Source organism: Rothia sp. 27098_8_29 (assembly GCF_041432785.1).
Lineage (GTDB): Bacteria > Actinomycetota > Actinomycetes > Actinomycetales > Micrococcaceae > Rothia > Rothia mucilaginosa.
In genome coordinates, this window is sequence record NZ_JAPWAI010000002.1 from 35,060 (window position 1) to 61,447 (window position 26,388).

Genomic DNA, 26,388 nt, shown 5'->3' on the forward strand with positions numbered 1-26,388 from the left:
CGCAACTACAGAGGGTCCATGAATTCCCAGCCGTCTTCCCACAACGCGCAGTCTCTGGAGTCGATTAGCGAGTACGCCGAGCGCACCTCCTCGCATGCCGCTGCCGCAGCCGCCAGCGTCACCGACACCTTCGTGCACCGTATTCTTGGCGTTCCCGGCGCCCTCATCGGTTCGGTGCAGGTGCCCGACCCGCGACCGCTGAGCCAGCGCCTGAACGCTTGGCACTACTGGTGGCAGGCGCACCTGCTGGATTGTGTGATTGATGCCGGTCAGCGTCACCTGCGCGAGGGCGATATTACTGCCGCCCAGGAGGAGCTACACCGTGCCCGCGCGCTGTTGCGCGGCATTAACGTGCGTAATTACGGCCGCTTCGCGAACGACTACTTTGACGATATGGCGTGGCTGACCCTCGCGGTGGGCCGCATGAACTCCTTCTGCATTGAGCTGACCGGCGCGAATGATGTTGCCGCCCAGGATGCTGGCGCGGCCCTCTTTGAGCAGTTGGCGAAGGGTTTCTCCCCGGTGGGTGGCATGAGTTGGCGCAAGTCCAAGCGTGATTTTGTGAATGCTGCGGCGACCGCGCCGACTGCTCTGGCGTATGTGCGGGCGGGCGACCCGAAGACTGCCGCCGCGCTCATGGATTGGATGAACGAAACCCTCTGGGATGCAGAACGTTCGCTCTATATTGACGGCGTGAACGTGCGCGGCGACAAGTACGAGTACGAGCGCGGCGAATTCACCTACAACCAGGGAACCGCCCTGGGCGCCCTGCTGAGCCTCGCCGCATCCGGTGTGCCCTGCGAGGTGGACCCCGCAGAACGCGCCGAGCGCCTCATCGTCGGCATCGTCAAGCACATGACCGAAGAGGTGGAGTTCCTCTCCGGTGCTCGCCGCCGCATCCTCATCTCTCACGGTGACGGCGACGGCGGCCTGTTCACCGGCATTCTCGTGCGCTACCTGGGCATGGCGGCATCCTCGCCGCTGCTCAGTGATGAGGCGCGAGCGCTCGCCTCGACCCTGGTGTACTCGACCGCACGGGCCTTGTGGGAGGGTCGCCGCGAGTTCGACCCCAACCTGCCGATGAACGAGTACGGCATTGACCCGAATGAGATTCGCGGTAAGGCGCTCGTGCAGTTCTCCCCGCGGTTCACCGAGCCGATGAGCAAGGTTGTGAAGCCCGGCGCGCCGGTGGAGCTGTCCGCTCAGGTGCAGGCGTGGACTATTTTTGAGACGGCGGCGCGTCTGGCACATGCGCGTCACCTCGCCTCCCACGGCTTCTAAGGCACAGTTTCTAAAACCCTGCTGTTCTTTATCCCCAGCCCTAATCTTCTCCCTGCGGTGCGTTCTCGCATCGGCGCATTCTCCCAGTAGCGCAGAAGGTTAGGGCCTGTGCAGAAGGTTAGGGCTAGATTCATTGCGGGGGCGTACACACGGGCGTACGGTGAATTTTATGCTTGCTTCAGAATCACAACAGGTCACTGCCAGCCCGAACGCTAACACCATTTTCATGGTGTGGAAGTTCAAGGAAGACATCAGCCAGGATGCGCTCATTGAGGGGTTCCAGAACCTCTGCGGGCTCGTCATTAACCTCAACCACACCGCCGCAAACCGCTACTCGCCCGAGAACGCCAGCATTGTGCTGGGTATCAGCCACAGCGCGTGGCTGACCCTGGATCTGCCCAAGCCGCTGCCGCAGGAGCTCGTGGAGTTCGAGGAGATTAGGGGCCATAAGCACACCGCGGTGTCCACTCCCGGCGATCTGCACTTCCACATCCGCGCGACTCAGCCGTCCGTCGCCTACGATATGGCGTCCGCTATTACCGCGGCACTGCGCGATATTGCTGAGGTACTGGATGAGGTACACGGCTTCCGCTACTGGGACGGCCGCTCCATCATCGGTTTTGTGGACGGCACCGAGAACCCGCAGACCCCCGCGGCACGCGAATACTTTGGCGTCATCGGTGACAGCGACCCCATGTACAGGGGCGGCAGCTACCAGTTCGTGCAGAAGTACATCCACGACATGACCGCGTGGAACGCCCTGCCCGTCTCCGAGCAGGAGAAGGTCATTGGCCGCTCCAAGCACGACGACATCGAGATGAGCGAGGACGAGAAGCCCGCCAACTCGCACTCCGCTATTGCCAATATCGGTGACGATTTCAAGGTTATTCGCGACAACATGCCCTTCGGCACCGTGGGTAACAACGAGCTGGGCACCTACTTCATCTGCTACGCCAGCACCTTCTCGACCGTCCGGAAGATGCTCATGAACATGTTCACCGGCGTGGATGGCGCCAACTACGACCGTCTGCTGGATTTCAGCACTGCGGTGACCGGCACCCTCTTCTTCGTGCCGACTGTGGATATGCTCGGCGACTTCGCCGGCTAAGGCGAGCTAAACCCAGCTACCCTCAGCTAAATTCTCGTGAACCCCGCCTCCGGCAAGAGAGGCGGGGTTTTCCGGTAGGCTAGGGTGTAGACATTCAGACGGAAAGCAAACAATCGAGAGAAGAATGAGCGTTCTAGATAATTCTTTCCCTACCGAGGACTTTGGCTTCACCATCACCAGCCGCCTGGCGGACACCGCCTCCCCCAGCGCTGAACGTGTAGAAGCCAACGGCGGACAGTTCCGCGGACGCACCGGTGTCATCACCACCCCGCACGGACAGATCCAGACCCCCGCCTTCACCCCCGTGGGCACCAAGGCAACCGTCAAGGCGGTCCTGCCCGAATCCATGAAGGAGCTCGGCGCTCAGGCTCTGCTCTCCAACGCCTACCACCTGTACCTGCAGCCCGGCCCCGAAATCCTCGACGCGGCAGGCGGCCTGGGCGCATTCATGAACTGGGACGGACCCACCTTCACCGACTCCGGCGGATTCCAGGTCATGAGCCTGGGCTCCGGCTTCAAGAAGGTTATCGATATGGGTACCGTCGCGGACGCTAAGGGCGCCGACGGCCGCCCCCTCGGCGACGACGACGTGGCGAAGGGCAAGGAACGCCTCGCCCACATTGACGACGACGGCGTGAACTTCAAGTCGCATATTGACGGCTCGATTCACCGCTTCACTCCCGAGGTGTCCATGCAGGTTCAGCACCAGATTGGTGCCGACGTCATGTTCGCCTTCGACGAGCTGACCACCCTCTACAACTCCCGCGGCTACCAGGAGGAGGCGCTCGAACGCACCCGTCTGTGGGCGCTGCGCTGCATCGCTGAGCACCAGCGTCTCACCGCAGAGCGCGTGGGCAAGCCCTACCAGGCACTGTTCGGCGTGATTCAGGGCGCCCAGTACGAAGACCTGCGCCGCAAGGCATGCCAGGATCTCGGCTCCATGCCCTTCGACGGCTTCGGCATCGGTGGTGCACTCGAGAAGGAAAACCTCGGTACCATCGTGCGCTGGTGCGCCGAAGAGCTGCCCGAATCCAAGCCCCGCCACCTGCTCGGCATCTCCGAACCCGACGACATCTTCGTCGGCATCGAGAACGGTGTAGACACCTTCGACTGCGTCTCCCCCACCCGCGTGGCACGCAACGCCGCCGTCTACTCCCCCACCGGCCGCTACAACATCACCAACGCGCGCTTCAAGGCGGACTTCTCGCCCATCTACGAGGGCTGCGATTGCTACACCTGCACCCACTACACCCGCGCCTACCTGCGTCACCTCTTCAAGGCGGACGAGCGTCTGGCGGCGACCCTCGCCTCCATCCACAATGAGCGTTTCATCGTGCGCATGGTGGACGACGCCCGCGAAGCCATCAAGGACGGCACCTACTTCGAGTACCGTGACGAGTTCCTCGGCAACTACTACTCCGGCAAGAAGCCCTAAACCCGCTCTTCAACCTATTTAAGGAGAACCCTATGAGCATCACTCATGTTCCCGATGAGGAGCTTCTCGTCTTCGACCACGAGATCGCAGCCCCGGTCGAGGACGTCTTCGGCGCCTACCTGGACCCCGAACTGCTGGTCCGCTGGTACGGCCCCGCCGGCTGGCACGTGCGCCCCACCGACGTTGTCGTGGAGCCCGTCGTCGGCGGCATGCAGCGCCTGTCCATGATCAACGAGGTTGACCCCTCGGTGTCCTGTATTCTGCAGAGCCGCTTTTTGAGCATTGAACCGTTCAAGGAGCTCGAATACGCCGAGCAGCTGCCCGACCACCTGGGCAACCCCGGTAGCGTGCTGGTGTACCAGCGTCACCGTTTCTTCCCCGAAACCGTGATTACCGCCGACGGCGTGGGTTCCGGTACCCGCATCGTCATTGAGATTGGTCCCATGCCCGCCTCGGTCCACGAGGAGGTGCGCACCACCTGGCGTTCGACCTTCGCCCGCCTGGATGACGTGCTCGCCGCCCGCGCACGCGGAGAGCTCTAAAACCCGCCGCGCCAGCTGCCTGAGATAGCTTCGAGACACGAAAGCGCCGCGTTGACGAATCATTCGTCAACGCGGCGCTTGTGTTTACTGCCTAAAACTTTGCCGAGGTTGAGCCGCAGGCTAGTTGGTCAGCTTCACGGTAATGACGGTGCTGCCACCATCCAGGGATACGCACTCAGGGGTCGCACGATCCGCACCGTCGCCCGGCTTCCAGTAGCAGCGCGCCGACATGACGGTACGCTCACCATTCGCCTTATCGGTCACCTCGGCGGGGTTCTGCACCACAAACTGGCGGATCAACTCACGCGCAAACAGGCAATCCACCGCACCCGAGGCCACCTGAACCGTAGCATTGTGCTTCAGGTAGCCGGTAGCGTCCATGCTGCCGCAGCTACCGCCCGCAGACTGAACATCCGAGCTGGACAGGCTTGCGGTACTCGACGCCTTCGCCACTGCACTCGCCGAAGTATTCGCCTTAGCCGATGCGGAAGGGCTCGACGCCGCGCTCGCCTGTGCGGTCGCCGTGGGGCTTGCGGTGGTGATGGTTCCGGGGCTCACGGTAGCCGCCGCGGTGGGGGTGTGCACGGTACCGGCAGTCGGGGTGCTTTCAGTGACCGTTGCGGTGCGGGTGGGGCTGGCGGTTGCCTTCGCGCTCGTAGCGCTGGGGCTAGGGACTACGGTAGCGTTCGGAGAGGCGGTGGTAGCGCCTCCGGAGCATGCCGACAGCGCCAGCAGCAGCGTGGCACCGAGTGCTACGGGGCTGTAGCGCTTAGCGGTGCGGAGCGTAGTAGAACGAGCCTGGGTAGAGTGCTTCTGTGCCGGATGCATGGTGACCTTTCTGCGTCATCGGTTCGGGTTCCTAACCAGTATTCTAAAGACGCTACCTGTGAGCTAGCTATACGGCATCTTAGGAACCCACAGGGTGCCCCCGCTAGGACACAGCGGGTAGAGGCACAGCGCAATAAGAGGGGCTCCCCGGCATTGCGGGAAGCCCCTCCTTAACTCTTCACAACTCATTGACAGCTCACTGACAACTCATTGCCTCTAGCGCGGGTGTTTAGCCTTCGTGCCTGCCGCCCACCGTAATAGTGTGGCCGTTTCCGTCATGGCAGGTCATCGAGCCAGTCTCACTCTCACCGAAGCAGGTCAGCTGCTTACCCTCAGCAGCGGGCACAGTCACCACATCCAAGGCGTGCATCATCTTCGTGTTTGCGGTGGTGGTTTCCGCATGCAGAGCCGAGGACTCATTCACGGTATTCACCTCGCTGGCGCCGGTCAGGAAGTTCATGCGAGTCACCTCCACCGGGCCGGCAAAAGTACGACCGACCGCGCCGTTACCGGTCTGCTCACCAGTGCGGCGCTCGCACACCAGGGTTCCGTCCGCGGGATTCAGCTCGCAGAGGGTGCGCTCGTCATCGCTCTTGAAACGGTAATAGCCAGCGCCAGAATCATAGTAGGAGGGCTCCATGAGGAACGGAATCTGGGGTGCATCCGGATTCTGCAGGCGCGCCACGAAAGCGACATCCTCGCCAATGGTGCATTCGGGGGCGCCGCGATCCTCGCGACGGTTCTCAGCCATCTCGTACTGCGGGTTCCAGTAGCAGGTGGCATCCTGAACCTTCGCCACCTGGTGCTGGGTCAGGTTGTCGTCGGCACGCGGAGTGGTGACGTATTCGGTCAGCACGTCCAGGGCGTGGGCGCAGTCCACGGTACCGCGCAGCACCATGATTTCCGCGCCGGTCTTCAGGTAGCCCTTGCGTCCGATGTGTCCACAGCGCTCGCCGGCGGAGGCGCGCTCAGCCTCCACCTTTTCGGGCGCGCGGGGAGTGTCACCGGTGGGGGTTGCTGCCGCGACGGGGGTTGCATTTGCATCAGCGGGTGCGGAGGATTCGGACGCCTTCGCCTCGGCGCTCTCGCTGGGGGCGGGTGCCTGAGTCTCGGTGACGGTCGGCTCGGTCTTCTTCGTCGGCGTCGGGGACGCGGTGGAGGAAGGAAGCGGGTACTTCGAGTGGTTAGCCGTGCTGGAGGGGCTGGGGGTCGACGAGGAGTTTTCGCTCTGAGAACCGCCGAAGCAGCCGGTCAGAGCGAGGAGCAGGGCGGCGGCGCATCCGGTGGCGCGCATCGTGCGGCGACCCCAACCGGTGGGGTCTGCCTGAGTGTGGTGGAACGACATCGTTATCTCTCCCGGGAATGAACCTTTTGCACCCTTTGCAGAAGGTATTTAAAGCATACGCTTAACCCCGTTCAAGATTCGGTTTATTACAGCGGAGCGCCGGTATCTACCCCTACTTCTGCGGCAGGTAGGAGCTCAACAGCTCACGCTGCTCGGGGCTCAGACGGGTCAAACGCCCCGCAACCGAATCCCAGAACGCCAGCATGGTAAAGGCACGCACGCATTCGCGGCCGTCCACCGGGGAGAGAATCGAGTAGCCAATACGCACGGATGCGGCGCTGACCTTCTCCACGCTCAGGCGCACGGGTACGGGCTCACCGGTGTAGGGCAGCTGAGCCAGGTAGCGGATGCCGTGCTCGGCAATAAGCGCCTGCACGCCCTCGGCAACCAGGTCGAAAAGCGGAATCGGAGGCTGCGGTGCCACGGTGGGCTTCTGCCCGGAGGAGGGCGGTGGGCCGAAGAGCGCCACGCGGGCTTCTTCCATGACCGAGAGGATGGCAACGTTGTTGACGTGCCCGTAGGCGTCCATATCGCCCCAGCGTGCGGGTACGTGCACCAGCAGTTCGTCGGTGGTACCGACCTCAGAGGCGGGGGTGTTTTCGCGGTTCTTTTCGTGGCTTTGCATGGTTTTAACTCTACTCCCCCACCGCTGTGAGGCGGCTATTCGTACAAATCCGCAAGGTACAACAAATGAATCAGCTGATAATGATTCGGGGGCTAGAAATATATTTGATAGTTAAAGCGATGAGGCTCGAAAGCTACGATGCTTTCGAGCCTCATCCAACACACAGACATTTGAACGCATACAAGATCATACGGTTCACTGTCCATGATAGACCCGTCCTGAGGGCCAACTGCATTTTTACGGTTTTATTACGAGGAATTCCAGAAATTTTCCGTATTTTTCGTTTATTACTGTGTTGGAGTCTCTGCAGGCCCCAACACCGACCCTCCCGGCAGCTGCAGAACCTTAACGGCCCAGCTTAGCCGCAGTCTCCAGGGCATGATCAGCGTCGTACTTCATGGCGTCATACTCGGCAGTTGCCTGCTGAGCCTCCACGAAGGTCTGCTCATCAATCACGTGAGTGTGGCGGATACGAGCAAAGTACAGCAGGCTCAGCACCACAAAGTAGCCCACACCCACAATTGCCGGAACCATGGAACCGCGCACCATGAAGAGCGCAACCCACACCGCGAAGAGCAGCAGAACGCCAACCGCCGCGGTGAACTGGCCACCCCACAGGCGGAAACCATTGGTTGCAGGCTCAACACGCTTGTACACGATGTAAGCAAACAGAATCAGAACCCACACGGTCAGCGCGCACACCATAATCACAAAAATCATGGAGAGGAACGCTTCCTTCGGGCTGTACAGCGCCAGCAGAATAGCAATGACCATGCCGCTGGTCGACAGCCACACCGCACGAGCCGGAACGCCGGCACGGTTCACCTGAGCCAGCTGGCGAGGCGCCATACCGTCAGCCGCCAACGAGTGTAGCAGACGCGCACCCGCGTACAGGTTCGCGTTCGCGCTCGACAGCGCCGCAATCAGCACCACAAAGTTCACGAAGTGTGCCACACCGTGAACACCGAGCTGTTCAAAGACCAGAACGAACGGGGAAGCATCCACAGCGTCGCCCAGACCCGATGCCGAACGCCATGGAATAACAGCCACAACAATCAGGACCGCCAGCACGTAGAAGGTCGCCAAACGAACCATCATCGCCTTCGCCGAGGAACGCACCGAACGGGAGGGGTCCTTCGCCTCCGCAGCAGAGATCGAGATCATCTCAATACCGCCGAAGGAGAACATCACAACAGCCAGCGACAGCCACACCGACTGGAGGCCGTTCGGCATGAAGCCGCCGTCGTTGAAGAGGTTTGCGGTACCCACCGCGGCGTGACCGGGCAGGCCGAAGAAAATCAGGCACAGGCCCACCAGCAGGAAGGCAATAATCGAAATGACCTTAATCGAAGACAGGAAGAACTCCAGCATGCCAAAAGACTTCACGCTGGTCAGGTTCAGCACAATCAGCGCCACACCAAACGCGGCAATACCCGCCCACAGCGGAAGCTGCGGCCACCAATAATTCAGGTAAGTCGCCACCGACACCAGCTCAACGCCAGCAATCAGAACAGTAGCCGTCCAGTATGCGATGCGAGTCAAAAAGCCCGCGAAAGGGCCCAGATAGCGGGTAGCGATAGTGCCAAAACCGCCGCGGACAGGGTAGCGAACCGCCATTTCACCGGTTGCCGCGCCAATCACCGAAGCGAGCGCAGAACCAATAGCGTAGGTGAGAATGACTGCGGGACCAGCCATCGCAATGGCGGTGCCCGAACCCAAGAAGAGGCCCGTACCGAGCGCGGAACCCATCACGATCATGGTCATCTGTCCGTGGGACAGAGAACGCTTCAGGGTGCGCGATCCGGCGGTCCCCGCTGCAGCGTGGCTGCGGGTATCGTCGTTGTGGGACACGAAGGTGCCTTCCGTCAGTACGCCTTAGGGGCGTGATGTGCAATGTGTGCTCGCACCCGGCTTCTGCGGCTTCTAGCCTCGTTGACGGGTACGAATAGTTAACTATTCTACGGGCACACTCACATCGCTCAGAACGGCGCCGTCTAGAGCGCAGAAGCGAAAAGGCACCGAACGGGGGTGCTCCCCCATCCGGTGCCTTCTTATGTTTTAGCCTCGCGAGGCTTTCACGCTATTTAGTGCTGTGCCGCGTTGGTGTTCTCATCGGCGTGCATAGCGTCCAAATCGGGGCGCTCATAACCGCCCTTAACCTTCGACGAGATGGCGTAGCCAATAGAAATCAGCACGAAGAAGACGATGCCGACCATGATGGATTCCTGAACACCCGAGCCGGGCAGCATGAACATTGCCGCCAGGGTCGCCAGGACACCCGCCAGAGCCAGACCTGCGGTGACGCGGCCACCCAGCACGGTGAAGGAGGAGGCGTCCTTCTGGTCCTTCTTGTACGCCTGGTAGGTCAGCAGAATCATGATCCACACGATCAGGATGCACAGGGTCACCAGCGCCATGAGCAGGGCAAAGATGTCGCCAATCTTGGCAACAGCCATCACGGTCGCCACGACAACGCCGGTGAAGGAGATGAGCAGAGCCACGACCGGCACGCCGCGCGAGGAGGTGCGGGCAGCCACTGGGGGAGCCATGCGGTCAGAGCCCAGGGCGTGCAGCAGGCGGGTTGCCGCGTACAGGGAGGCGTTAGCGCCAGAGAGCGCAGCAACGAGCACCACGAAGTTCATGATGTCCGCCGCGAAGGGGATACCCAGTTCAGAGAAGACGAGCACGAACGGCGACTCAGTCAGCTCCGAGTTCTGTGCGGCGGTCTGCCAGGGCACCAGGCACAGAATAATTGCCATGGACACCACGTAGAAGGTGGACAGGCGCCAAATCATTGCCTTCACGCTGGTTGCCACCGAGCGTGCCGGGTCCTTCGCCTCCGCTGCGGAGAGGGAAATCATTTCCACACCGCCGAAGGAGAACATGACAACAGCCATCGAAATCCAGATGGATGCCGGGCCGTTGGGCAGGAAGCCGCCGTCGTTCACGAGGTTTGCGGTACCCGCCGCAGCGTGACCGGGCAGACCCACGAACACCAGCAGTACACCAATCACCATGAACACGATGACGGCAGAAACCTTAATCGAAGAGAGCATGAACTCCAGGGCGCCGAAGGACTTCACGCTCACCAGGTTCAGCACCAGAATAATCGCACCGAAGAGGGCGACGAACACAGCCAGGGGAACGTCCGGGAACCAGTACGCCATGTAGTGGCCAACCGCCACCAGCTCAGCACCGGCCAGCGGCACGGTGCACGCCCAATACGCCCAGCGAGTCAGGTAGCCGCTAAAGGGGTTCAGGTATCGGCTGGCAATGGTGCCGAAACCGCCCTGGACGGGGTGACGCACGGACATTTCGCCCGCGCACGCAGCAATGGTTGCCGCAATCATCGAACCAATAGCGTAAGAGAGGATTGCGCCGGGGCCCGCAATTTTAATGGCGGAGGAGGAGCCCAGGAACAGGCCCGTACCCAGCGCCAAGCCCATCGCAATCATGGTCAACTGGCCGTGGGAGAGGGAACGATTCAACGAGTCGTTCTTCTCCGACTGCTCGGGGGTGTTCCCCTGCAGTTTAGACATAACGTATCTCTTTCTTAGACATGCTGTGTATTGAATAAAGCTGAAATGGCAATGCCGCCCGGTCGTTAGGCCGGGCGGCTCTGCACATCAGCTGTCAGGAGGTTAGCTTATGCCACGTACTCGAGTTCGTGACGCTTGAACCAACCAATAATCGGGTAGCTGATCGGCATGAGGATCACCTCGACCAGGCACTTGTAGATATAACCGATTAGTACGTAGTTGATGAATGCTTCCATGGTGTCGATGCCGAGCACCGGTGCCGCAATGGAGCAGAAGATGACGGTATCAAGCAGCTCACCAACCAGGGTGGAGACAATCATACGCAGCCACAGGAAACGGCCCTTGCTTGCCTTCTTCATTGCCACCATGACCCAGGCGTTCAGGGTCTGACCGAAGAGGTAACCGAGCAGGGAGCCCACAAAAATCTGCCAGACCGGGCCGAGAACCTGCGCGAACGCCTCCTGGCCGGTGTAGAAGCTCGCAGCGGGCAGGTGCACGATCAGCAGGAAACACAGGGCAGCAAAAGCGGCTGAGGCGAAGGAGGCCACAATCGCGCGGCGGGCACGCTTGAAGCCGTACACCTCAGAAAGAAGGTCGCCAATAACGTAGGCGAGAGGGAAAAGGAAGAAACCACCGTCGGTGACGATGGTGTTACCAATGAGGGGCAGTTCGAAGGGCAGGGGACCGAACTCCACGCCCTTAGTTGCACCAATATTCGAAATGATCAGGATGACGCAGGATGCGCCCAGCAGCAGATCAAAGTAGCCGCGGCGACCAGCCCAGGGCACCTTGACGGTGCTCGTCTGAGCCTTAGATTCGCTAACGGGTTTAGCCATTACTTTCCCCAAGTCTTTCTTCATGCGATGTGTTTCTTCACGCAAGGTACGAGCCCTCACGTGTGGTGGGTGAGTGCACTATGCAGGGCGCTACTCACCGGCTCGTCTGCCACCCGAGCCTATCTAATAGTACCTATATGCCGTGGCGGCGGCAGGTTTACGGGCTTCGTTCAAGAGTGTGGACGCTCATGACCACCCCGCCAGCCTTCCTGACCGCACATTTACAATAAATGTATGAAGAATCTGGGCCACGGAATTCACCGCACTGAGCAGGTGGTATCCCTGCTGGGGGCGGGGCGTGCGCTACGCGCCTCGCTTCGGCGGTCGGTACGGGGGTCTTCACAGCAGGTGCGGAGGCGGCGGCACCGTAACCAGCGGCGGCTGAGCGCGCATATTCCGCGTCTGCATCCGCTGTTCACCTATGCGGCGCAGGCTGTGCGCACCGGAGCTTCCCTGCTAGAGCCAGTGCTTCTGGCTTCGTCTGAGCTGCTCGGTTACCGATCGTTTACGCATCGCGGGCGCAATATCTACTATCGGGTCGATAACCTGAACCTTCTGTTCGAGTCTGAGCCTGCGCCCGGTGTGCTGTTCTATTTTGATGGTGACCACCTCTCCCGTGTGGGTAGCCGCCTGTTGCGCCGCACCTCCCCGTTGCGTGCCGAGCTGGCGCAGGTGGCGGCTGAGTTCAACATGCTGTCCGTGCCGGTGCTGTCGCCGGGTAGCCTGCGGGAGCAGCGCCTGGCCGATGGTGATTCTTGTGCGCCTCCGCTGACCTATAACTGGTGGGTTCGTGCCCGCTCGAACGGCAGGATGGTTCGCGCCCTCATTGAGGAGATTGCCCTGGCGTACAAGGTGGATATGAGCCGCGTCTGGCTTGCGGGCTATTCGGGTGGTGCGGAGTTTCTCAGCTACGAGCTGCTGTCGCACGATATTGACTGGATTCGTGGAGGTGGCGCCACCTTTATCGGTGGCGGTGGCGCTGACGGCGTGCCCGTGCGGGTGCGTGAACAGGCTGCGTTGAATCCTTCCTCGCATGAGCATCTGTTGATGAGCTGGCATGTGGGTGTGCTGGATGGTCGTTCGCCGTCGGCTCGTCGGCGTATGGCGACGAGTTCTGAGGGGAGTTGGTCGGCGCGGATTGCGGTGCAGGAGGGTAGTGCGTTCTACGAGGGTTTGGGGGCGCGGACTTTGTTGCAGGTGACTCCGGGGCGTGGCCATACGGGGTATCCGATTGCGTCGTTGGTGGGTGCTGATTTGGCGGCTGCTACGCGTTTGGGCTTCTTGTAGTGCCGGTCGTTCTGTCATATTTGTGAAAATTCGCATGGATTGGGCAAATTTCTTGGTGACACATTCAATACATTCGTCATTTGATGACGTATTAGGGTAGAGTGTCACTATGCCTCGTATTTCTGCAGCAACCAACGCCGCCCAGCGCGAAAACACCAAGCGCGCCATCCTCAACTCCTTCGGCGAGATTCTCTACAACCGCGGCCTCTCCGGCCTGACCATGACCGACGTCGCCAAGAACGCCGGTATCGGCCGCACCGCGGTCTACAACTACTTCGCCGACATGGGCGAACTGTTGGTCGCCTACGCCCTGGACGAGACCGAACGCTTCCTCAACGAGCTGCGCGTCGGCCTGGAGGGCATCGAAAACCCGATTGACCAGCTCGCGGTCTACATTCGCTTGCAGATCAACGACCTGGCGCGCCGCCACCTGCCTCCGGGCCCTGCGATGCGCTCCATGCTCTCCCCCGAGTCCTACGCGAAGCTCGGCAAGCACGTTCACGAGCTACAGATGGTGCTCGCGCATATTCTTTCTGCCGCCATTGCCGAGAACTACATTCCGAAGAACGACATTCGCGAACTGGCGATGCTCGTGCACGGTTCCCTCTCCTCAAGCGCCGGTCGTGCCGAGGATGCACCGGATGAGGAGACCCGCGAGCGTCAGATTCTGAATACTATCCGTTTTATTCAGATGGGCCTGGGCGCGCGTTTTGACGCCGAGGGCAACCCGGTTCGCCTGGATTCCGAGGAGTCCCTGCCGGAGCAATCCCCGGTGCAGGAGGCGGGCCTGAAGGTCGCATCCTAAGCGTGGCACCTCTGAACCGTGGAACCTGAACCGCGGAACGTAGCTCAGTTATACGTCACAAAAATGCCGCGGACCTGATGCTTCTTTGCATCGGTCCGCGGCTTTTTCTGTATTCGGGTGGGTTTTTACGCGCCGGGCAGTAGCGCCGGTGAGATGGAGTCCAGGTCCAGTACACGCGCGTACATGACGGCGCGGCGGTGCAGGGCGTTACGTAGCGCGCGGTGCACGCCGTCTTCGAGGTAGAGTTCGCCGCCCCATTTGACCACGTGCGGGAAGAGGTCGCCGTAGAAGGTGGAGTCTTCGGCGAGTAGGGTCTCAAGGTTGAGGGTTTTTTGGGTGGTGATGAGGGTGTCGAGGCGTACCTGCTGCGGCGGGATTCCTCCCCAGTCGGCGTGGGTCATGCCGTGCTGGGGGTAGGGGCGGCTGTCGCCTACTTTTTTGAAGATCATGGTGGTGCTTTCTGCAGGTATGGGGCGCCTCGGCGGCACGTGTAACCGTGGGGTTCTGAAGAAATAGTACCAAGGGGCATAAAAAATCCCCGGTCTTAGAATCTAAGACCGGGGATCGGTGGCGGAGGATGGGGGATTTGAACCCCCGAGGGCTGTTAACCCAACACGCGTTCCAGGCGTGCGCCATAGGCCGCTAGGCGAATCCTCCAGCTATGTTTTCTACGCATTGCGTAGGCAACGAATAAAACTTTACTACGCTTTTGCGAAGCACGCAAGCCCTGGATGGAAAAAGTAACAGAAAGCACATTTGTGGATGCTTGTGCCCCTGTTTTTGGGCGGAGCGCCAGAGGAGCGGGCACGCGGTGCATATGACGGGTGCAAGCTACCCAGGTACCCGTTTTTGAGCATGAAAAAAACCTCCTACGCAACCGCTGAAACCCAGGATTCTGAGCGAGCGAACTGAGGCGCAGGATTCCGAGCGCGCGAGGTAATAAATCCTGCGTCGAAGCCGCCGAGCTCTAGAGAGGCGGAATCCGGATCCGAAGCCGCGGAGCGCCAGCGGAGCGGGCACGCAGTGCATATGACGGGTGCGAACTGCCCATCTACCTGATTTTGGGCATGAAAAAACCTCCTACGCACCCGTCATAGCTCGAATACCCTTGCTACCTTCCGGTCCTGGGGGAGTTTTCCAAGATAACGCCACGTAAGAGGCAAGAACCAGTGTACCGGATTTTTGAGTTCTTGGGAATTCGGCGCGTCTGCAGTATTTCTGTGGGCGTACATGCCACTCGGGTAAGCGTCCGGGTGAGCGCCCATAGTAGGTGTCACGGTGGCGGTGTTGTGCTGGGGTGCTGTAGCAGCGTGTTCGCCGGTGACTGCCGACCACTCGGGCTGGGGGTAAAGCGTCTAAAATGGTAGGGATTGTCCTATCCGCACCCCGAGTTGAAGAGGTTGCCGTGAGCACTGCCCTTTATCGTCGTTATCGCCCCGAGACCTTTGCTGAGGTTATTGGGCAGGAGCACGTGACCGAACCTCTTATGGTCGCCCTGGAGAAGAACCGTGTGAATCACGCGTACCTGTTTTCGGGTCCGCGTGGTTGCGGTAAGACCACGTCGGCGCGTATTTTGGCGCGTTGCTTGAACTGTGCGCAGGGTCCGACTCCTACTCCGTGTGGTGTGTGCGATTCGTGCCGTGAGCTGTCACGTGATGGTGGCGGTTCTCTTGACGTGATTGAGATGGATGCGGCGAGCCACGGCGGCGTGGATCATGCCCGTGATTTGCGTGAGCGCGCTACTTTGGCACCGGTGCGTGACCGTTACAAGATCTTCATTATTGATGAGGCACATATGGTGACCCGTGAGGGTTTCAATGCGCTGCTGAAGATTGTGGAGGAACCGCCGGAGCACGTGAAGTTTATCTTCGCGACGACTGAGCCGAATAAGGTGCTGGGTACGATTCGTTCGCGTACTCACCATTACCCGTTCCGTTTGGTTCCGCCGGAGGTTCTTCTGCCGTTCCTGCAGGGCCTGTGCGATCAGGAACAGGTGCCGGTTGAGCCTGGTGTGTTACAGCTGGTGATTCGTGCTGGTGGCGGTTCGGTGCGTGATTCGCTGTCGATTCTTGATCAGCTGATGGCTGGTGCGTCTTCGCAGAACGGTATTGAGTATGACCGTGCGGTGGCGCTGCTGGGTTATACCCACGCGCAGCTTCTGGATGAGGTCATTGAGGCGTTGGGTGCGAAGGATGCACCGACTCTCTTTGGTGCGGTATCTCGTGTGGTGGCTACCGGTCAGGATCCTCGCCGTTTTGTGGAGGATCTGCTGGAGCGTCTGCGTGATTTGATCGTGGTGAAGGCTGTTCCGCAGGCTGCCGGCCAGATTTTGCAGGGTGTTCCGCAGGATCAGTTGGAGCGCCTGGGCCAGCAGGCTCAGGCTTTGGGTGAGCGTGAGCTGACGGTTGCTGCGGGTACGGCGAATGAGACTCTGAATGGTATGACGGGTGCGGCGAATCCGCAGCTTCAGCTGGAGTTGCTGTGTGCTCGTCTGCTTCTGCCTGCGGCGGAGGGTTCTGCTGGTGGTGCGGAGGTTGCGGCGTTGGCTTCTCGCTTGCAAGTTTTGGAGCGCCGCGTGGCTTCTGGTGCTGCTGGTTCTGGTCCGGCGCAGGGTGGCATGTCTGCTGCTCGTGCGGCGGGTATGGCGGCGGCTGGCCTGGCTCCTAAGACTCAGGCACCTAATGCGCAGACTCCTAGCGCCTCTGTTCAGGAGGCGACTGCCCCGCAGTCTGCCCCTCAGCAGAGCGGCTCTCAGCCGGGCAGTTCTCAGCATGCCAGCGCGGGTGCTCCCCCGCTGGCAGGTGCGCCCCTTAGTGCTGCACCTCTGGCACCGGCCGCGCAGGTGCCTGCGGCTGGTGCTCCCCTAGCGGGTAACACCCCGACGGCACCTCATGCTCCGGAGGCGCCGAATGTCCCGGCCTCTCCTGCAGCAGCTGCGGCGGGTGCCCCCTCCGCGCCTCTGAAGCTTGACCCGAACGATCCGCTGGCGGCGGTTCAGGGTAATTGGCGTGCCATTCTTAACCGAATGAGCGTTCCCGGTGCGGCGGAGCAGCTGATGAAGGTTCGCCCCGCCCGCATGGACGGCGCAACCCTGTACGTGAGCGCCGACATTGCGACTCTGCGCGCGGTCAAGGGCTTTGTGCCCGAGCTGACCGCCCGCGTGAGTGAGTTCTTGCGCCGTCAGGTGACCATTCACGCTCAGGTGGCGAAGCCCGGTGAGCAAGTCAAGCCCGTAGCTCAGCCTGCTGCTCAGTCCGCAGCGCCCAGTGCTCCCGCAGCGCAGCCTGCAGTTCCGGCGGCTGTTGCCCCGCAGGCGTCTCAGCGGCCCGTTCAGCAGACTCCCCCGCAGCCCGCTCAGCCGGCGCCTCTGGCAGATGGACCGCGCGGCGGTGAGGATGCGTGGCGTCGCCACGGTCAGCCGCTGACCGGCGCAAACACCCCCGAGTCCACGAGCGTGGATGCGCCTCTGGGCGCGTGGGAAGTTGCCCCGATTCCGCAGAGCGCCCCCGAGGAAGCACCTCAGCAGGTTGCCCCGGCTGTACCGGCTGCGCCGCAGGCTCCGGCTGGTCCGCTTGCGACTGAGCCCCCGGTAGCTCAGCAGGTTCCGACTGCTCCGACGGGTGGTTTTGGTGAGCGTGATTCCTTTGCTGCCTCCGGTAGTGGAGTTCCGCAGCAGGAGAGCGCCCCGGAACCCCAGCATGCCTCTGAACTCCAGCATGCACAGGAACCCCCGTTCTCGCAGGAGCCCCCTCACGCGGAGGAACCTCCGTATGAGGAGGAGCCCCCTTTTGAGGATGAGCCTACCTATGCTGAACCAGTTGAGGCACCCACTGCACCCGCAATGCCCGCAGCACCCGCAATGCCTGCTGAGCCTGTAGCACCGGCTGGTCCGCTTGCTACTCCGGTTGAGCCTGCTGGTCCCCTCGCTGCTCCGGTTGCTCCGGCGGAACCCCTCGCGCCGGCTGGTCCGTTGGCAGAGGCACCGCAGGCGGCTGCGGCTGATACTGCTCCGGCAAGCGATGAGAAGCCCGCAGCGCAGACTTCTAACGCACCTGCCACACCGACTCCTAACGCGCCGACTCCTAACGCACCGGCGGCACCGGCTCGCCCGGCACGCGCCGCATCCGATGAGGACTACGTCTCTGAGGATGATGAGAAGGTCGAAAACAGCACCTTCATCGGTCTGCGCGCTATCGAAAAAATTATTGGTGGCACCGTCATTGACGAACGCCCCCTGCACCAGCCCTAATCCGGGGTTGTAGGTGCCGCGCCCGCCATCGCACCGATGGCGGGCGCACTCATTCCAGCCGCATACTCGCTACGCGAAACGCCCCCTAAACTGTCAGGGGTTGGGTGCATACTCATAACGTCGCCCAAGAACAAGCGCACCAACGCACCAGCACAACGCACCGCATCTGAAGGAGAAGCCATGTACGAGGGAGCAGTTCAAAACCTCATTGACGAGCTCGGCCGCCTGCCGGGTGTGGGCCCCAAGTCGGCTCAGCGCATCGCTTTTCACATTCTGAATGCGGATGCTGCCGATATGGCGCGCCTAGCCAACGCCATTTCCACGGTGAAGACCAGCGTGAGCTTCTGTGAGGAGTGCGGTAACGTCTCCGAGACGAAGCTGTGCACAATCTGTCGTGATGAGCGCCGCGACCCGTCCGTGCTGTGTGTGGTCGAGGAGTCGAAGGACGTGGTGGCGATTGAGCGCACCCGTTCCTTTACCGGCCGCTACCATGTGCTTGGCGGTGCCATTAACCCGCTGGCGGGTGTGGGCCCGGAGCAGCTGCGTATTCGTGAGCTGGTGTCCCGCCTGGCGGATGAGCGTATCCAGGAGATTATTCTGGCGATGGACCCGAACCTTGAGGGCGAGGCAACCGCAACCTACCTCTCGCGTATGCTCGTGCCGCTGGGTGTGCGTCTGTCGCGCCTGGCGTCGGGTCTTCCGGTCGGTGGCGACCTGGAGTACGCGGACGAGATTACCCTGGGCCGTGCGTTGGAGGGCCGCCGCGTCATTAGCGAGGGCACGGCGGTGGCTCATACTGCCGCCGAGGATTTTGAGCGCGTGAACCGCGAGGAGGAGCAGGACCGTGAGCAGGCGGCTCAGGTTCAGGCTCAGGAGGCAAAGCAGAGTCGTCGCCGCTGGAATTCGAGCATGTTTGATGACCTGGATTCTGAGGATTCTGCCGTTTCCGCCCCGGCGACGCCCGCCACTGAGGGTGTGCAGGGCACGGTAGATGAGCAACTGATTGAGCAGGTCCTCCAGGAGGCTGAGGAATCAGGCGACAAGGAATCCCGCCCTGAGGGCTCCCCTGCCAATTCTGGTGCGGTCTCTACGTCTGAAGCCACAGAAGCAGAATCCGCCCCTGACCTGGGCGAAGACTCCGGCGAGACGGCTCCGGCGAGCGCCGCCTCCGAACCCGCTTCCGAACCCACTGAGGCACCCGCAACCGAGCAGGCGGAGGATGCTCCGGAAGTGTTCCGCACCCCCGACTATGAGGAGAAGATCCGCTCGATTCAGAACGCCCCGTTGCGCACCCCGAAGCCGGATGTTCCGCCACTGCCGGGTGTCACTTATGTGAACCCGTGGACCTAGAAACCAGCCCTCTCAGGCTTGCTGTGCCCGCCTCCGCGCCTTCGCCTCCATACCCTGCATCGCCACCGTGTAACACTACGTAATATTTCACGGGGCAATACATACGGGTGCACAGTTCGCCGCTTGTACTGAACGCCGTCTACTATAAATGAGGAGCCGGCGTCTGCCGGTGGCACACAAGTAACTGACCTGGAGAATTCTATGAGCCTGATCGTCCAAAAGTTCGGCGGTTCCTCCGTAGCTGATGCGGAGGGCGTAAAGCGCGTTGCCCGCCGCGTCGTGGACACTCAGAAGGCAGGTAACGATGTGGTCGTCGTGGTGTCCGCTATGGGCGACACCACCGATGAGTTGCTCGACCTTGCCGCAGAGGTCACCAGCAATGTCGTTCCCTCGCGTGAGCTGGACATGCTGCTGACCGCCGGTGAACGCATTTCGACCGCCGTCCTGTCGATGGCCATTAACGACCTGGGCGCTAAGGCGCAGTCCTTCACCGGTTCGCAGGCTGGCATGATTACCGACGGCGTGCACGGTTCGGCGCGCCTCGTGGAGGTTCGCCCCGATCGCATCCGTGAGTCCGTCGAGGCCGGAAATATCGCGATTGTTGCTGGTTTCCAGGGCATGAACCGTCAGAGTGGCGACATTACGACCCTGGGCCGCGGCGGTTCCGATACGACCGCCGTTGCGCTGGCCGCCGCGCTGAACGCCGATGTGTGCGAGATTTACTCGGACGTGGACGGCGTGTTCACCGCCGACCCGCGCATCGTGCCGACCGCGCACAAGCTGGATACCATCACCAGCGAGGAAATGCTGGAGATGGCGGCGAACGGTGCAAAGATTCTGCACCTGCGTAGCGTCGAGTATGCTCGTCGTTTTAACTTGAAGCTTCACGTGCGTTCTTCGTTCTCGGACCTTGAAGGCACTATCGTGGTTCCGGAGGAGTCCGCGGAACTGACCCCCATTCATCTGAAGGAGATTCCCTTGGAGCAGCCCCTGATTTCCGGTGTCGCGCACGATCGCACCCGCGCAAAGATTACCGTTGTTGGCGTTCCGGACGTTCCCGGTTCGGCCGCTAAGGTGTTCGGCCTGATTAACGAGGCGAAGGTGAACCTGGACATGATCGTTCAGAACGTTCCCACCGACCGCCCCGGCGTGACCGATATTTCCTTCACTCTGGATCAGGCTCAGGGCGATGCTGCGCTGAAGGCGCTGAAGGCTGCGCAGGCTGAGTTGGGTTTCCAGGAGGTTATTTACAACGAGTCGGTTGGTAAGCTGTCGCTGGTTGGCGCGGGCATGAAGACTAACACGGGTGTTTCGTTCACTTTCTTTGAGGCGCTGTCTAACGCTGGCGTGAACATTGACATGATTTCGACTTCTGAGATCCGTATTTCGGTGATTACTGAGCTGAGCAAGCTGGATGAGGCTGTTCGCGCGGTGCACACTGCGTTCGGTCTGGACGCTGAGGGCGAGGCTACTGTTTACGGTGGTACTGGCCGCTAGGGTTTAGCTCGTTTGTGAGCTGTACGCTTCGGTAAGGGGCGGTGCTGGTTTGATCCGGCGCCGCCCCTCCCTTTTATCGATGCATTTGTGGGCGTGCGGGTGCTCTACCCTAGAAGCATGAGTAGTGTTGTGTTTTCCCAGGTGATGGATGCCCGTCAATGGAGTGCCGCAGAGGCGGCGCATGAGGCGCGTGCCGGCCGATACGCCGACCCGTTTGCGCAGCGTCGCGCCCGCCACGAAGTGCACCCCGTGGAAGACTTCCTCTTCACCTACTACACGCTCAAGCCCGGCCAGTTCAAGCGCTGGCACCCCGGCGCCGGCGTCATTCTGCTGGATGCACCCGAGCGCGCCTCATGGCGTTTCTACCGGCCCGCAACCGAGCAGGAACTCCTTGACGCTGGCTGCGCCCCGCAGGTGGCGCGTGCCCAGGCGGATGCCGCCTCCGCCGTCACGGTGGACGTCACCGATTTTGTGGAGCGCCGCGCTACCGCCCTCGCCTTCACCCACGAGATCCTGCGCAACACCGCCGCGAAGAAGGGGCAGTTTGGTTGCTTCGGCATGCATGAGTGGGCGATGGCGTACAAGTCAGTGGAGAACAACATCCGCCACGGCTACCTGGAACTGCGCCTGGGCGCGGAGGGTACGGACCGCGTGGTGGAGGAGCACCGCATCCGCTGCTCGCACTTTGATGCGTTCCGTTTCTTCATGCCGCAGGCGGCACCGATGAACGAACTGCAGCCGACCCGCGAGTTGCAGCGCGTCCTGGAGCAGCCCGCGTGCCTGCACGCGAATATGGACGTGTACAAGTGGGCGTATAAGTTGCTGCCGCTGGTTGATTCGACCCTGGTCATGGATTGTTTCGACCTGGCGTGGGATGCGCGCGAACTGGATATGCGCGCCGCCCCCTACGATATTCGCAGCTGGGGATACGAGCCGATTCCGGTGGAGACCACCGAAGGTAAGGCCGAGTACGTGCGGATTCAGCGTGAGCTGTCGGAGCGTTCGATTGAGCTGCGTGAGCGCCTGTTGCAGGTGTGCGAGCGCTACCTGCCGCCGCTGAGTAGTGAGTAGGCTGAGCGGCGAGTAGACCGTGCGGTGAGTAGCTGGTTGGTGGCGGGGGCCAGTTGCGTTTTTGGCGCTGTGGCCTGTGGGTTTGGTGCCCAGCGCGTGAGAAAAGGGTGACTTGGGGCTCTCTATTTGGTAATTGGTGGTCTCGTCATCTCACTTTCCGCTGTACTGGGGTAGAATGAGATACGGCTCATACAGAACCCACGCACCCAAGGAGTGCCCACACATGGCCCGTATTGTTGTTGATGTTATGCTCAAGCCCGAAATTCTTGACCCGCAGGGTAAGGCTATTTCTCACGAGCTGCCCCGTATCGGCGTTGATTCCTTCGTTGATGTTCGCCAGGGTAAGCGCTTCGAGCTGACCGTCGAGGGTGAGGCAACCGAGGAGCACCTCGCGGCTGCCCGCAAGGCTGCTGAAGAGTTGCTCTCGAACCCCGTCATCGAAGACGTTGTGAACGTTTCGGTTCTGGAGGACTAATACCTATGGCAGAGTCCCTCGCACCCACTGAAGTCCCCCTGGTTGGCGACTTCTCTAGCTACTCCCCGAACCCCGCTTTCGCTGACGCACGCGTTGGCGTGGTGACTTTCCCCGGCACCCTGGATGACCGTGACGCTGCGCGTGCTGTCCGTCTGGCTGGCGGTACCGTCGTTGAGCTGTGGCACGACGACGCTGATTTGAAGAACGTTGATGCCGTCATTATTCCTGGCGGTTTCTCCTACGGTGACTACCTGCGTGCTGGCGCTATTGCTGCGAAGGCTCCCGTGATGCGTTCGGTGATTGATGCCGCTAACGCTGCTGGTACCTCCGGTTCCGCTCCCCTGCCTGTTCTGGGTATTTGCAATGGTTTCCAGATTCTGACTGAGTCTCACCTGCTGCCCGGTTCGATGATTAAGAACGATCACCGCAAGTTCATTTGCCGTGACCAGGTTCTGCGCATTGAGAATAACTCCACCTCCTGGACGAGCGATTACGCTGCAGGCCAGGAGATTGTTGTCCCTCTGAAGAACCAGGACGGTCAGTACGTTGCTGACCCGAAGACTCTGGAGGCGCTGGAGGCTGAGGGTCGCGTGGTGTTCCGCTACGTTGGTTTCAACCCGAACGGTTCCCGTAATGACATTGCTGGTATCAGCAATGAGCGCGGTAACGTGGTCGGTCTGATGCCGCACCCGGAGCACGCTGTGGAGCCCGGCTTCGGTCCTTCCTCTTCCGGTTTTGGTGAGGTTTCTCTGCGCGGTGGCGCCGATGGTCTCGGCGTGTTCACCTCCGTTCTTGCCAACCTGATTAACGCCCGCTAACGCACGACAAGGATTCTAAGAAGTTATGAGCGAAAAGCAGTTTAACCTCGACACCGTCGAGCACGCGGCGGCAACCCCGGACACCGAACTCCCCTGGGCTGAACTGGGTCTGAAGGAGAACGAGTTCGAGGACATTAAGGAGATTCTTGGTCGCCGTCCTACCGCGGCTGAGCTGGCAATGTACTCGGTCATGTGGTCCGAGCACTGCTCCTACAAGTCTTCTAAGGTTCATCTGAAGCAGTTCGGTGCGAAGGTCACCGATGAGATGAAGAAGGACCTGATGGTCGGTATCGGTGAGAACGCCGGTGTGACCGATATTGGTGACGGCTGGGCTGTTACCTTCAAGATTGAGTCCCACAACCACCCCTCGTACGTGGAACCCTACCAGGGTGCTGCGACCGGTGTGGGCGGTATTGTGCGTGACATTATTTCCATGGGTGCACGCCCGATTGCTGTGATGGATCCGCTGCGTTTCGGCGCGATTGATCACCCGGACACCGCCCGCGTTATTGGCGGCGTGGTTGCCGGTATTGGTGGTTACGGTAACTCCCTGGGTCTGCCGAACATCGGCGGCGAGGTTGAGTTCGATTCCTGCTACCAGGCAAACCCGCTGGTCAACGCACTGGCTGTGGGTATTATGCGTCACGAGGACATCCGCCTGGCGAACGCATCGGGCGTGGGCAACAAGGTTGTTCTGTTCGGTGCACGCACCGGTGGCGACGGCATCGGCGGTGCGTCGGTGCTGGCGTCCGAGTCTTTCGATGACACCAAGCCCTCGAAGCGTCCTGCCGTTCAGGTGGGCGACCCCTTCGCTGAGAAGGTTCTGATTGAGTGCTGCCTGGAGCTGTTCAAGGGCTCCGTGGTTGAGGGTATTCAGGACCTGGGTGCTGCGGGTATTTCCTGCGCAACCAGCGAGCTGGCTTCTAACGGTGAGGGCGGCATGCACGTCGACCTGACCAAGGTTCTGCTGCGTGACCCCACCCTGACCCCGGGCGAGATTCTGATGTCTGAGTCTCAGGAACGCATGATGGCTGTTGTCTCCCCCGAGAACGTGGAGCGCTTCGAAGCGATCATGAACAAGTGGGGCGTGGAGTACTCCTTCCTCGGTGAGGTCACCAACTCTGGCCGCCTGGTCATCGAGTGGGACGGCGAGGTCATCGTGGATGTTGACCCCCGCACCGTCGCGCACGACGGCCCGACCTACGAGCGTCCTTACGCACGCCCCGAGTGGCAGGATGACGTTCAGGCTAACCACTTCACCGGTTCGGCTGCCGACGATTCCCGCCCGCGCGGTAAGGAGCTGGGCGAGGCAATCAAGGCGTTCATGGCGTCCCCGAACATGTGCTCCAAGTCCTGGATCACCAACCAGTACGACCGCTACGTTCAGGGCAACACCGCCCTGTCCATGCCGGACGACGGCGGCGTGGTGCGCGTGGACGAGAACACCAACCTCGGTGTTGCTCTGGCGACCGACGCCTCCCCGCGTTTCACCTACCTGGATCCGTACGAGGGTGCTCGCGCGTCCTTGGCTGAGGCGTACCGTAACGTTGCGACCGTTGGTGCACGCCCTGTGGCTGTGTCTGACTGCCTGAACTTCGGTTCTCCCGAGGATCCGGACGTCATGTGGCAGTTCGCTGAGGCTGTTCGCGGCCTGGCTGATGGCTGCATGGAGCTGGGTGTTCCGGTGACCGGCGGTAACGTGTCCCTGTACAACCAGACCGGTGGCAAGGCCATTAACCCGACCCCCGTGGTGGCGATGATGGGCGTGATGGATGACGTCACCCGCCGCACCCCTTCGGGTTGGGCTCCTGAGCATGACGGTCAGGCTATCTATCTGCTGGGTACCACTCGCGATGAGCTGGACGGCTCCGAGTGGGCTCGTTTCAAGGGCCACCTGGGCGGTCAGCCGCCGAAGGTTGATCTGGCTCTGGAGCGTCAGCTGGGTGACATGCTGATGAACATGTCTCGTGACGGCATGATTGATGCCGCACACGACGTGTCTGCTGGTGGTCTGGCTGCGGCCCTGTCGGAGGCTTGCCTGCGTTTCAACACCGGTGCCCGCATTGGTCTGGGTGAGGTTGCTGAGCGTGACGGCGTGGACCTGTTCACCCTACTGTTCTCGGAGTCCCTGGGCCGCGTTGTGGTTTCGGTTCCGCGTTCTGAGGAGGTGCGCTTCAAGGATATGTGCACCGCTCGCCAGTTCCCCTTCGCACGTATTGGTGTGGTGGATGCTGCGTCGAACGCTCTGGACTTCCAGGATGAGGTTTCCATTGACCTGGATGAGCTGCGTGCAGCTCACGAGGGTACTCTCGCTTCTTACTTCGGTGAGGTTGCGAAGGGCTAGTCTTCGACTAGTTTGAGACTAACGCCGAAAGGGGCGGATGCTTGTGAAAGCATCCGCCCCTTTTGTTATGCCCGCTGGCTTGTGCGTTGAGCGGTGAGAGGTTGTGCGTTGAGGCGTTCTGTTTATGCGCGTTCTGGGTTTATACCTCGGCGACCTTGCGGCCCAGCTGTGCGAACAGGGAGGCGTTGATGCGGAAGCCTTCGATGCATTCTTCGATGAGGGCTTCGCGCTGTTCGTCGGTCAGGGGTGCGTTGTCGAGCAGTTCGCGGTAGCCGTCCTTGAAGACCTTGGGCTTGGGCAGTTCGGTGAAGCGGTACATGCTCAGCGCTTCGGCGGGGATGCCGTAGTGGCGGTTGACGAGCGCTGCGACTGCCTGGCCGCCGGAGAGGTCACCGAGGTAGCGCAGGTAGTGGTGTGCGAGGTAGCGTTCGGGGGAGTTGATGGTGGCGCGGATACGCTCTACGTATTCTGCGGTTGCGGGCAGGGGCGCGTCGATGTCGCCTTCCTGGCCGAGTGCGCGGATGTCTGCACGGATGTATTCTGCGCGGTCGAGGCCGGGGTGGGTGAAGGGTTCGGTGATGGGGCTGGTTTCTGCGCGGTAGTGTTCGGAGACTGCCTCGAGTGCTTCGTAGATGTGCACGTACTGGTTGATGAGGCGCAGGTATGCCTCGGTGTTGAGGGAGCCGCCCATGAGGTCTTCCATGAAGGTGGAGTGTTCGGCGTTGTCGTGGACGTGCTTGGTGCTTTCCTTCAGGCGTGCGGAGAAGCGTTCCTGGGTGGTTGCGGGGGCGGTAATAGTCATGGTGAGTTCCTAAAGTGGCTTGTGGGTGAACAATAAATGTTTTAGTGACACCATGTCACCAAAACCTGTTAATGACATATTGTCACCAAAAACCGGTTTTGGCAATAGTTCTCATAAAAAATTTGCTAAGGTAAACCTTATGAACAAGTCA

General features: G+C 61.0%; 21 protein-coding genes, 1 tRNA gene and 1 other RNA gene. 13 read left to right on the forward strand and 10 right to left on the reverse strand.

Annotation, left to right across the window (positions count from 1 at the left end):
- Positions 1–18: 18 nt before the first annotated feature.
- The 4 genes from O3649_RS05200 to O3649_RS05215 all read left to right on the forward strand — a co-directional run bounded on the left by O3649_RS05200 (position 19) and on the right by O3649_RS05215 (position 4,366).
- On the forward strand, positions 19–1,281 hold the full coding sequence (locus O3649_RS05200; RefSeq protein ID WP_371573102.1) for a glycoside hydrolase family 76 protein: 1,263 nt from the start codon (positions 19–21) through the stop codon (positions 1,279–1,281).
- Positions 1,282–1,450: 169 nt separating this feature from the next.
- Positions 1,451–2,389: a Dyp-type peroxidase gene (locus O3649_RS05205; RefSeq protein ID WP_371573104.1), complete on the forward strand. Its 939-nt coding sequence runs from the start codon at positions 1,451–1,453 to the stop codon at positions 2,387–2,389.
- A gap of 124 nt (positions 2,390–2,513) precedes the next feature.
- Complete coding sequence (tgt, locus tag O3649_RS05210) at positions 2,514–3,824, forward strand: tRNA guanosine(34) transglycosylase Tgt (RefSeq protein ID WP_044150805.1); 1,311 nt, start codon at positions 2,514–2,516, stop codon at positions 3,822–3,824.
- Positions 3,825–3,856: 32 nt separating this feature from the next.
- A complete protein-coding gene (locus O3649_RS05215; RefSeq protein ID WP_005507177.1) occupies positions 3,857–4,366 on the forward strand; it encodes an SRPBCC domain-containing protein in 510 nt (169 codons plus the stop codon).
- Between the two features lie 120 nt (positions 4,367–4,486).
- Here O3649_RS05215 and O3649_RS05220 read toward each other — a convergent pair whose 3' ends face one another.
- The 6 genes from O3649_RS05220 to O3649_RS05245 form a co-directional block, all read right to left on the reverse strand.
- Positions 4,487–5,194 (reverse strand): hypothetical protein, encoded by a 708-nt coding sequence (locus O3649_RS05220; protein ID WP_070615623.1) that lies wholly within the window; start codon positions 5,192–5,194, stop codon positions 4,487–4,489.
- A gap of 229 nt (positions 5,195–5,423) precedes the next feature.
- Positions 5,424–6,539: a phosphoglycerol transferase gene (locus tag O3649_RS05225; protein WP_371573107.1), complete on the reverse strand. Its 1,116-nt coding sequence runs from the start codon at positions 6,537–6,539 to the stop codon at positions 5,424–5,426.
- A gap of 112 nt (positions 6,540–6,651) precedes the next feature.
- Entirely contained in the window at positions 6,652–7,164 is a 513-nt protein-coding gene (locus O3649_RS05230) for an acyl-CoA thioesterase (protein ID WP_371573109.1), read from the reverse strand.
- A gap of 345 nt (positions 7,165–7,509) precedes the next feature.
- Entirely contained in the window at positions 7,510–9,015 is a 1,506-nt protein-coding gene (locus O3649_RS05235; protein ID WP_371573111.1) for an amino acid permease, read from the reverse strand.
- Positions 9,016–9,248: 233 nt separating this feature from the next.
- Positions 9,249–10,703 (reverse strand): amino acid permease, encoded by a 1,455-nt coding sequence (locus O3649_RS05240; RefSeq protein ID WP_371573113.1) that lies wholly within the window; start codon positions 10,701–10,703, stop codon positions 9,249–9,251.
- 107 nt (positions 10,704–10,810) lie between these two features.
- Positions 10,811–11,539 carry a queuosine precursor transporter gene (locus O3649_RS05245; RefSeq protein ID WP_049327351.1) on the reverse strand — a complete coding sequence of 243 codons (729 nt, stop codon included), beginning with the start codon at positions 11,537–11,539 and terminating at the stop codon, positions 10,811–10,813.
- A 234-nt stretch (positions 11,540–11,773) separates the two neighbouring features.
- On the opposite strand from O3649_RS05245, the gene O3649_RS05250 reads away from it, so the two are divergent.
- Positions 11,774–12,826, forward strand: coding sequence for a hypothetical protein (locus tag O3649_RS05250; protein WP_371573115.1), 1,053 nt, complete (start codon positions 11,774–11,776; stop codon positions 12,824–12,826).
- Between the two features lie 109 nt (positions 12,827–12,935).
- The gene (locus O3649_RS05255; protein WP_005509262.1) at positions 12,936–13,631 is read left to right on the forward strand and encodes a TetR/AcrR family transcriptional regulator; all 696 of its coding nucleotides are present in this window, start codon (positions 12,936–12,938) and stop codon (positions 13,629–13,631) included.
- Between the two features lie 125 nt (positions 13,632–13,756).
- Here O3649_RS05255 and O3649_RS05260 read toward each other — a convergent pair whose 3' ends face one another.
- The 3 genes from O3649_RS05260 to ffs form a co-directional block, all read right to left on the reverse strand.
- Entirely contained in the window at positions 13,757–14,080 is a 324-nt protein-coding gene (locus tag O3649_RS05260; RefSeq protein ID WP_005507186.1) for a type II toxin-antitoxin system VapB family antitoxin, read from the reverse strand.
- Between the two features lie 119 nt (positions 14,081–14,199).
- Positions 14,200–14,288 (reverse strand) — tRNA-Ser (locus O3649_RS05265).
- Between the two features lie 411 nt (positions 14,289–14,699).
- An RNA gene (gene ffs / locus O3649_RS05270) (signal recognition particle sRNA small type) lies at positions 14,700–14,796 on the reverse strand.
- Positions 14,797–15,036: 240 nt separating this feature from the next.
- On the opposite strand from ffs, the gene O3649_RS05275 reads away from it, so the two are divergent.
- From O3649_RS05275 to purL, 7 genes are all read left to right on the forward strand, one after another.
- Positions 15,037–17,880 carry a DNA polymerase III subunit gamma and tau gene (locus tag O3649_RS05275; protein WP_371573116.1) on the forward strand — a complete coding sequence of 948 codons (2,844 nt, stop codon included), beginning with the start codon at positions 15,037–15,039 and terminating at the stop codon, positions 17,878–17,880.
- Positions 17,881–18,060: 180 nt separating this feature from the next.
- Positions 18,061–19,230 carry a recombination mediator RecR gene (gene recR, locus O3649_RS05280; protein ID WP_371573119.1) on the forward strand — a complete coding sequence of 390 codons (1,170 nt, stop codon included), beginning with the start codon at positions 18,061–18,063 and terminating at the stop codon, positions 19,228–19,230.
- Positions 19,231–19,431: 201 nt separating this feature from the next.
- Positions 19,432–20,727 carry an aspartate kinase gene (locus O3649_RS05285; RefSeq protein WP_005509257.1) on the forward strand — a complete coding sequence of 432 codons (1,296 nt, stop codon included), beginning with the start codon at positions 19,432–19,434 and terminating at the stop codon, positions 20,725–20,727.
- Positions 20,728–20,844: 117 nt separating this feature from the next.
- Entirely contained in the window at positions 20,845–21,798 is a 954-nt protein-coding gene (locus O3649_RS05290; protein WP_371573121.1) for a 3-methyladenine DNA glycosylase, read from the forward strand.
- Positions 21,799–22,021: 223 nt separating this feature from the next.
- Positions 22,022–22,273 (forward strand): phosphoribosylformylglycinamidine synthase subunit PurS, encoded by a 252-nt coding sequence (gene purS / locus O3649_RS05295; RefSeq protein WP_005507194.1) that lies wholly within the window; start codon positions 22,022–22,024, stop codon positions 22,271–22,273.
- Between the two features lie 5 nt (positions 22,274–22,278).
- On the forward strand, positions 22,279–23,091 hold the full coding sequence (gene purQ, locus O3649_RS05300; protein ID WP_005507195.1) for a phosphoribosylformylglycinamidine synthase subunit PurQ: 813 nt from the start codon (positions 22,279–22,281) through the stop codon (positions 23,089–23,091).
- 25 nt (positions 23,092–23,116) lie between these two features.
- Positions 23,117–25,435 (forward strand): phosphoribosylformylglycinamidine synthase subunit PurL, encoded by a 2,319-nt coding sequence (purL, locus tag O3649_RS05305; RefSeq protein ID WP_371573124.1) that lies wholly within the window; start codon positions 23,117–23,119, stop codon positions 25,433–25,435.
- Positions 25,436–25,574: 139 nt separating this feature from the next.
- Here the strand turns inward: purL and O3649_RS05310 are convergent, their stop codons facing one another.
- Positions 25,575–26,237, reverse strand: a complete 663-nt coding sequence (locus O3649_RS05310) for a heme oxygenase (biliverdin-producing) (protein WP_371573126.1) — start codon at positions 26,235–26,237, stop codon at positions 25,575–25,577.
- Positions 26,238–26,388 lie beyond the last annotated feature (151 nt).

What these genes read in the sequence shown, in the direction of transcription:
- O3649_RS05200 (WP_371573102.1), top strand. Translation starts at nt 19, where the DNA reads ATGAATTCCCAGCCGTCTTCCCACAACGCGCAGTCTCTGGAGTCGATT.
- O3649_RS05205 (WP_371573104.1), top strand. Translation starts at nt 1,451, where the DNA reads ATGCTTGCTTCAGAATCACAACAGGTCACTGCCAGCCCGAACGCTAAC.
- tgt (WP_044150805.1), top strand. Translation starts at nt 2,514, where the DNA reads ATGAGCGTTCTAGATAATTCTTTCCCTACCGAGGACTTTGGCTTCACC.
- O3649_RS05215 (WP_005507177.1), top strand. Translation starts at nt 3,857, where the DNA reads ATGAGCATCACTCATGTTCCCGATGAGGAGCTTCTCGTCTTCGACCAC.
- O3649_RS05220 (WP_070615623.1), bottom strand. Translation starts at nt 5,194, where the DNA reads ATGCATCCGGCACAGAAGCACTCTACCCAGGCTCGTTCTACTACGCTC.
- O3649_RS05225 (WP_371573107.1), bottom strand. Translation starts at nt 6,539, where the DNA reads ATGTCGTTCCACCACACTCAGGCAGACCCCACCGGTTGGGGTCGCCGC.
- O3649_RS05230 (WP_371573109.1), bottom strand. Translation starts at nt 7,164, where the DNA reads ATGCAAAGCCACGAAAAGAACCGCGAAAACACCCCCGCCTCTGAGGTC.
- O3649_RS05240 (WP_371573113.1), bottom strand. Translation starts at nt 10,703, where the DNA reads ATGTCTAAACTGCAGGGGAACACCCCCGAGCAGTCGGAGAAGAACGAC.
- O3649_RS05245 (WP_049327351.1), bottom strand. Translation starts at nt 11,539, where the DNA reads ATGGCTAAACCCGTTAGCGAATCTAAGGCTCAGACGAGCACCGTCAAG.
- O3649_RS05250 (WP_371573115.1), top strand. Translation starts at nt 11,774, where the DNA reads ATGAAGAATCTGGGCCACGGAATTCACCGCACTGAGCAGGTGGTATCC.
- O3649_RS05255 (WP_005509262.1), top strand. Translation starts at nt 12,936, where the DNA reads ATGCCTCGTATTTCTGCAGCAACCAACGCCGCCCAGCGCGAAAACACC.
- O3649_RS05260 (WP_005507186.1), bottom strand. Translation starts at nt 14,080, where the DNA reads ATGATCTTCAAAAAAGTAGGCGACAGCCGCCCCTACCCCCAGCACGGC.
- recR (WP_371573119.1), top strand. Translation starts at nt 18,061, where the DNA reads ATGTACGAGGGAGCAGTTCAAAACCTCATTGACGAGCTCGGCCGCCTG.
- O3649_RS05285 (WP_005509257.1), top strand. Translation starts at nt 19,432, where the DNA reads ATGAGCCTGATCGTCCAAAAGTTCGGCGGTTCCTCCGTAGCTGATGCG.
- O3649_RS05290 (WP_371573121.1), top strand. Translation starts at nt 20,845, where the DNA reads ATGAGTAGTGTTGTGTTTTCCCAGGTGATGGATGCCCGTCAATGGAGT.
- purS (WP_005507194.1), top strand. Translation starts at nt 22,022, where the DNA reads ATGGCCCGTATTGTTGTTGATGTTATGCTCAAGCCCGAAATTCTTGAC.
- purQ (WP_005507195.1), top strand. Translation starts at nt 22,279, where the DNA reads ATGGCAGAGTCCCTCGCACCCACTGAAGTCCCCCTGGTTGGCGACTTC.
- purL (WP_371573124.1), top strand. Translation starts at nt 23,117, where the DNA reads ATGAGCGAAAAGCAGTTTAACCTCGACACCGTCGAGCACGCGGCGGCA.
- O3649_RS05310 (WP_371573126.1), bottom strand. Translation starts at nt 26,237, where the DNA reads ATGACTATTACCGCCCCCGCAACCACCCAGGAACGCTTCTCCGCACGC.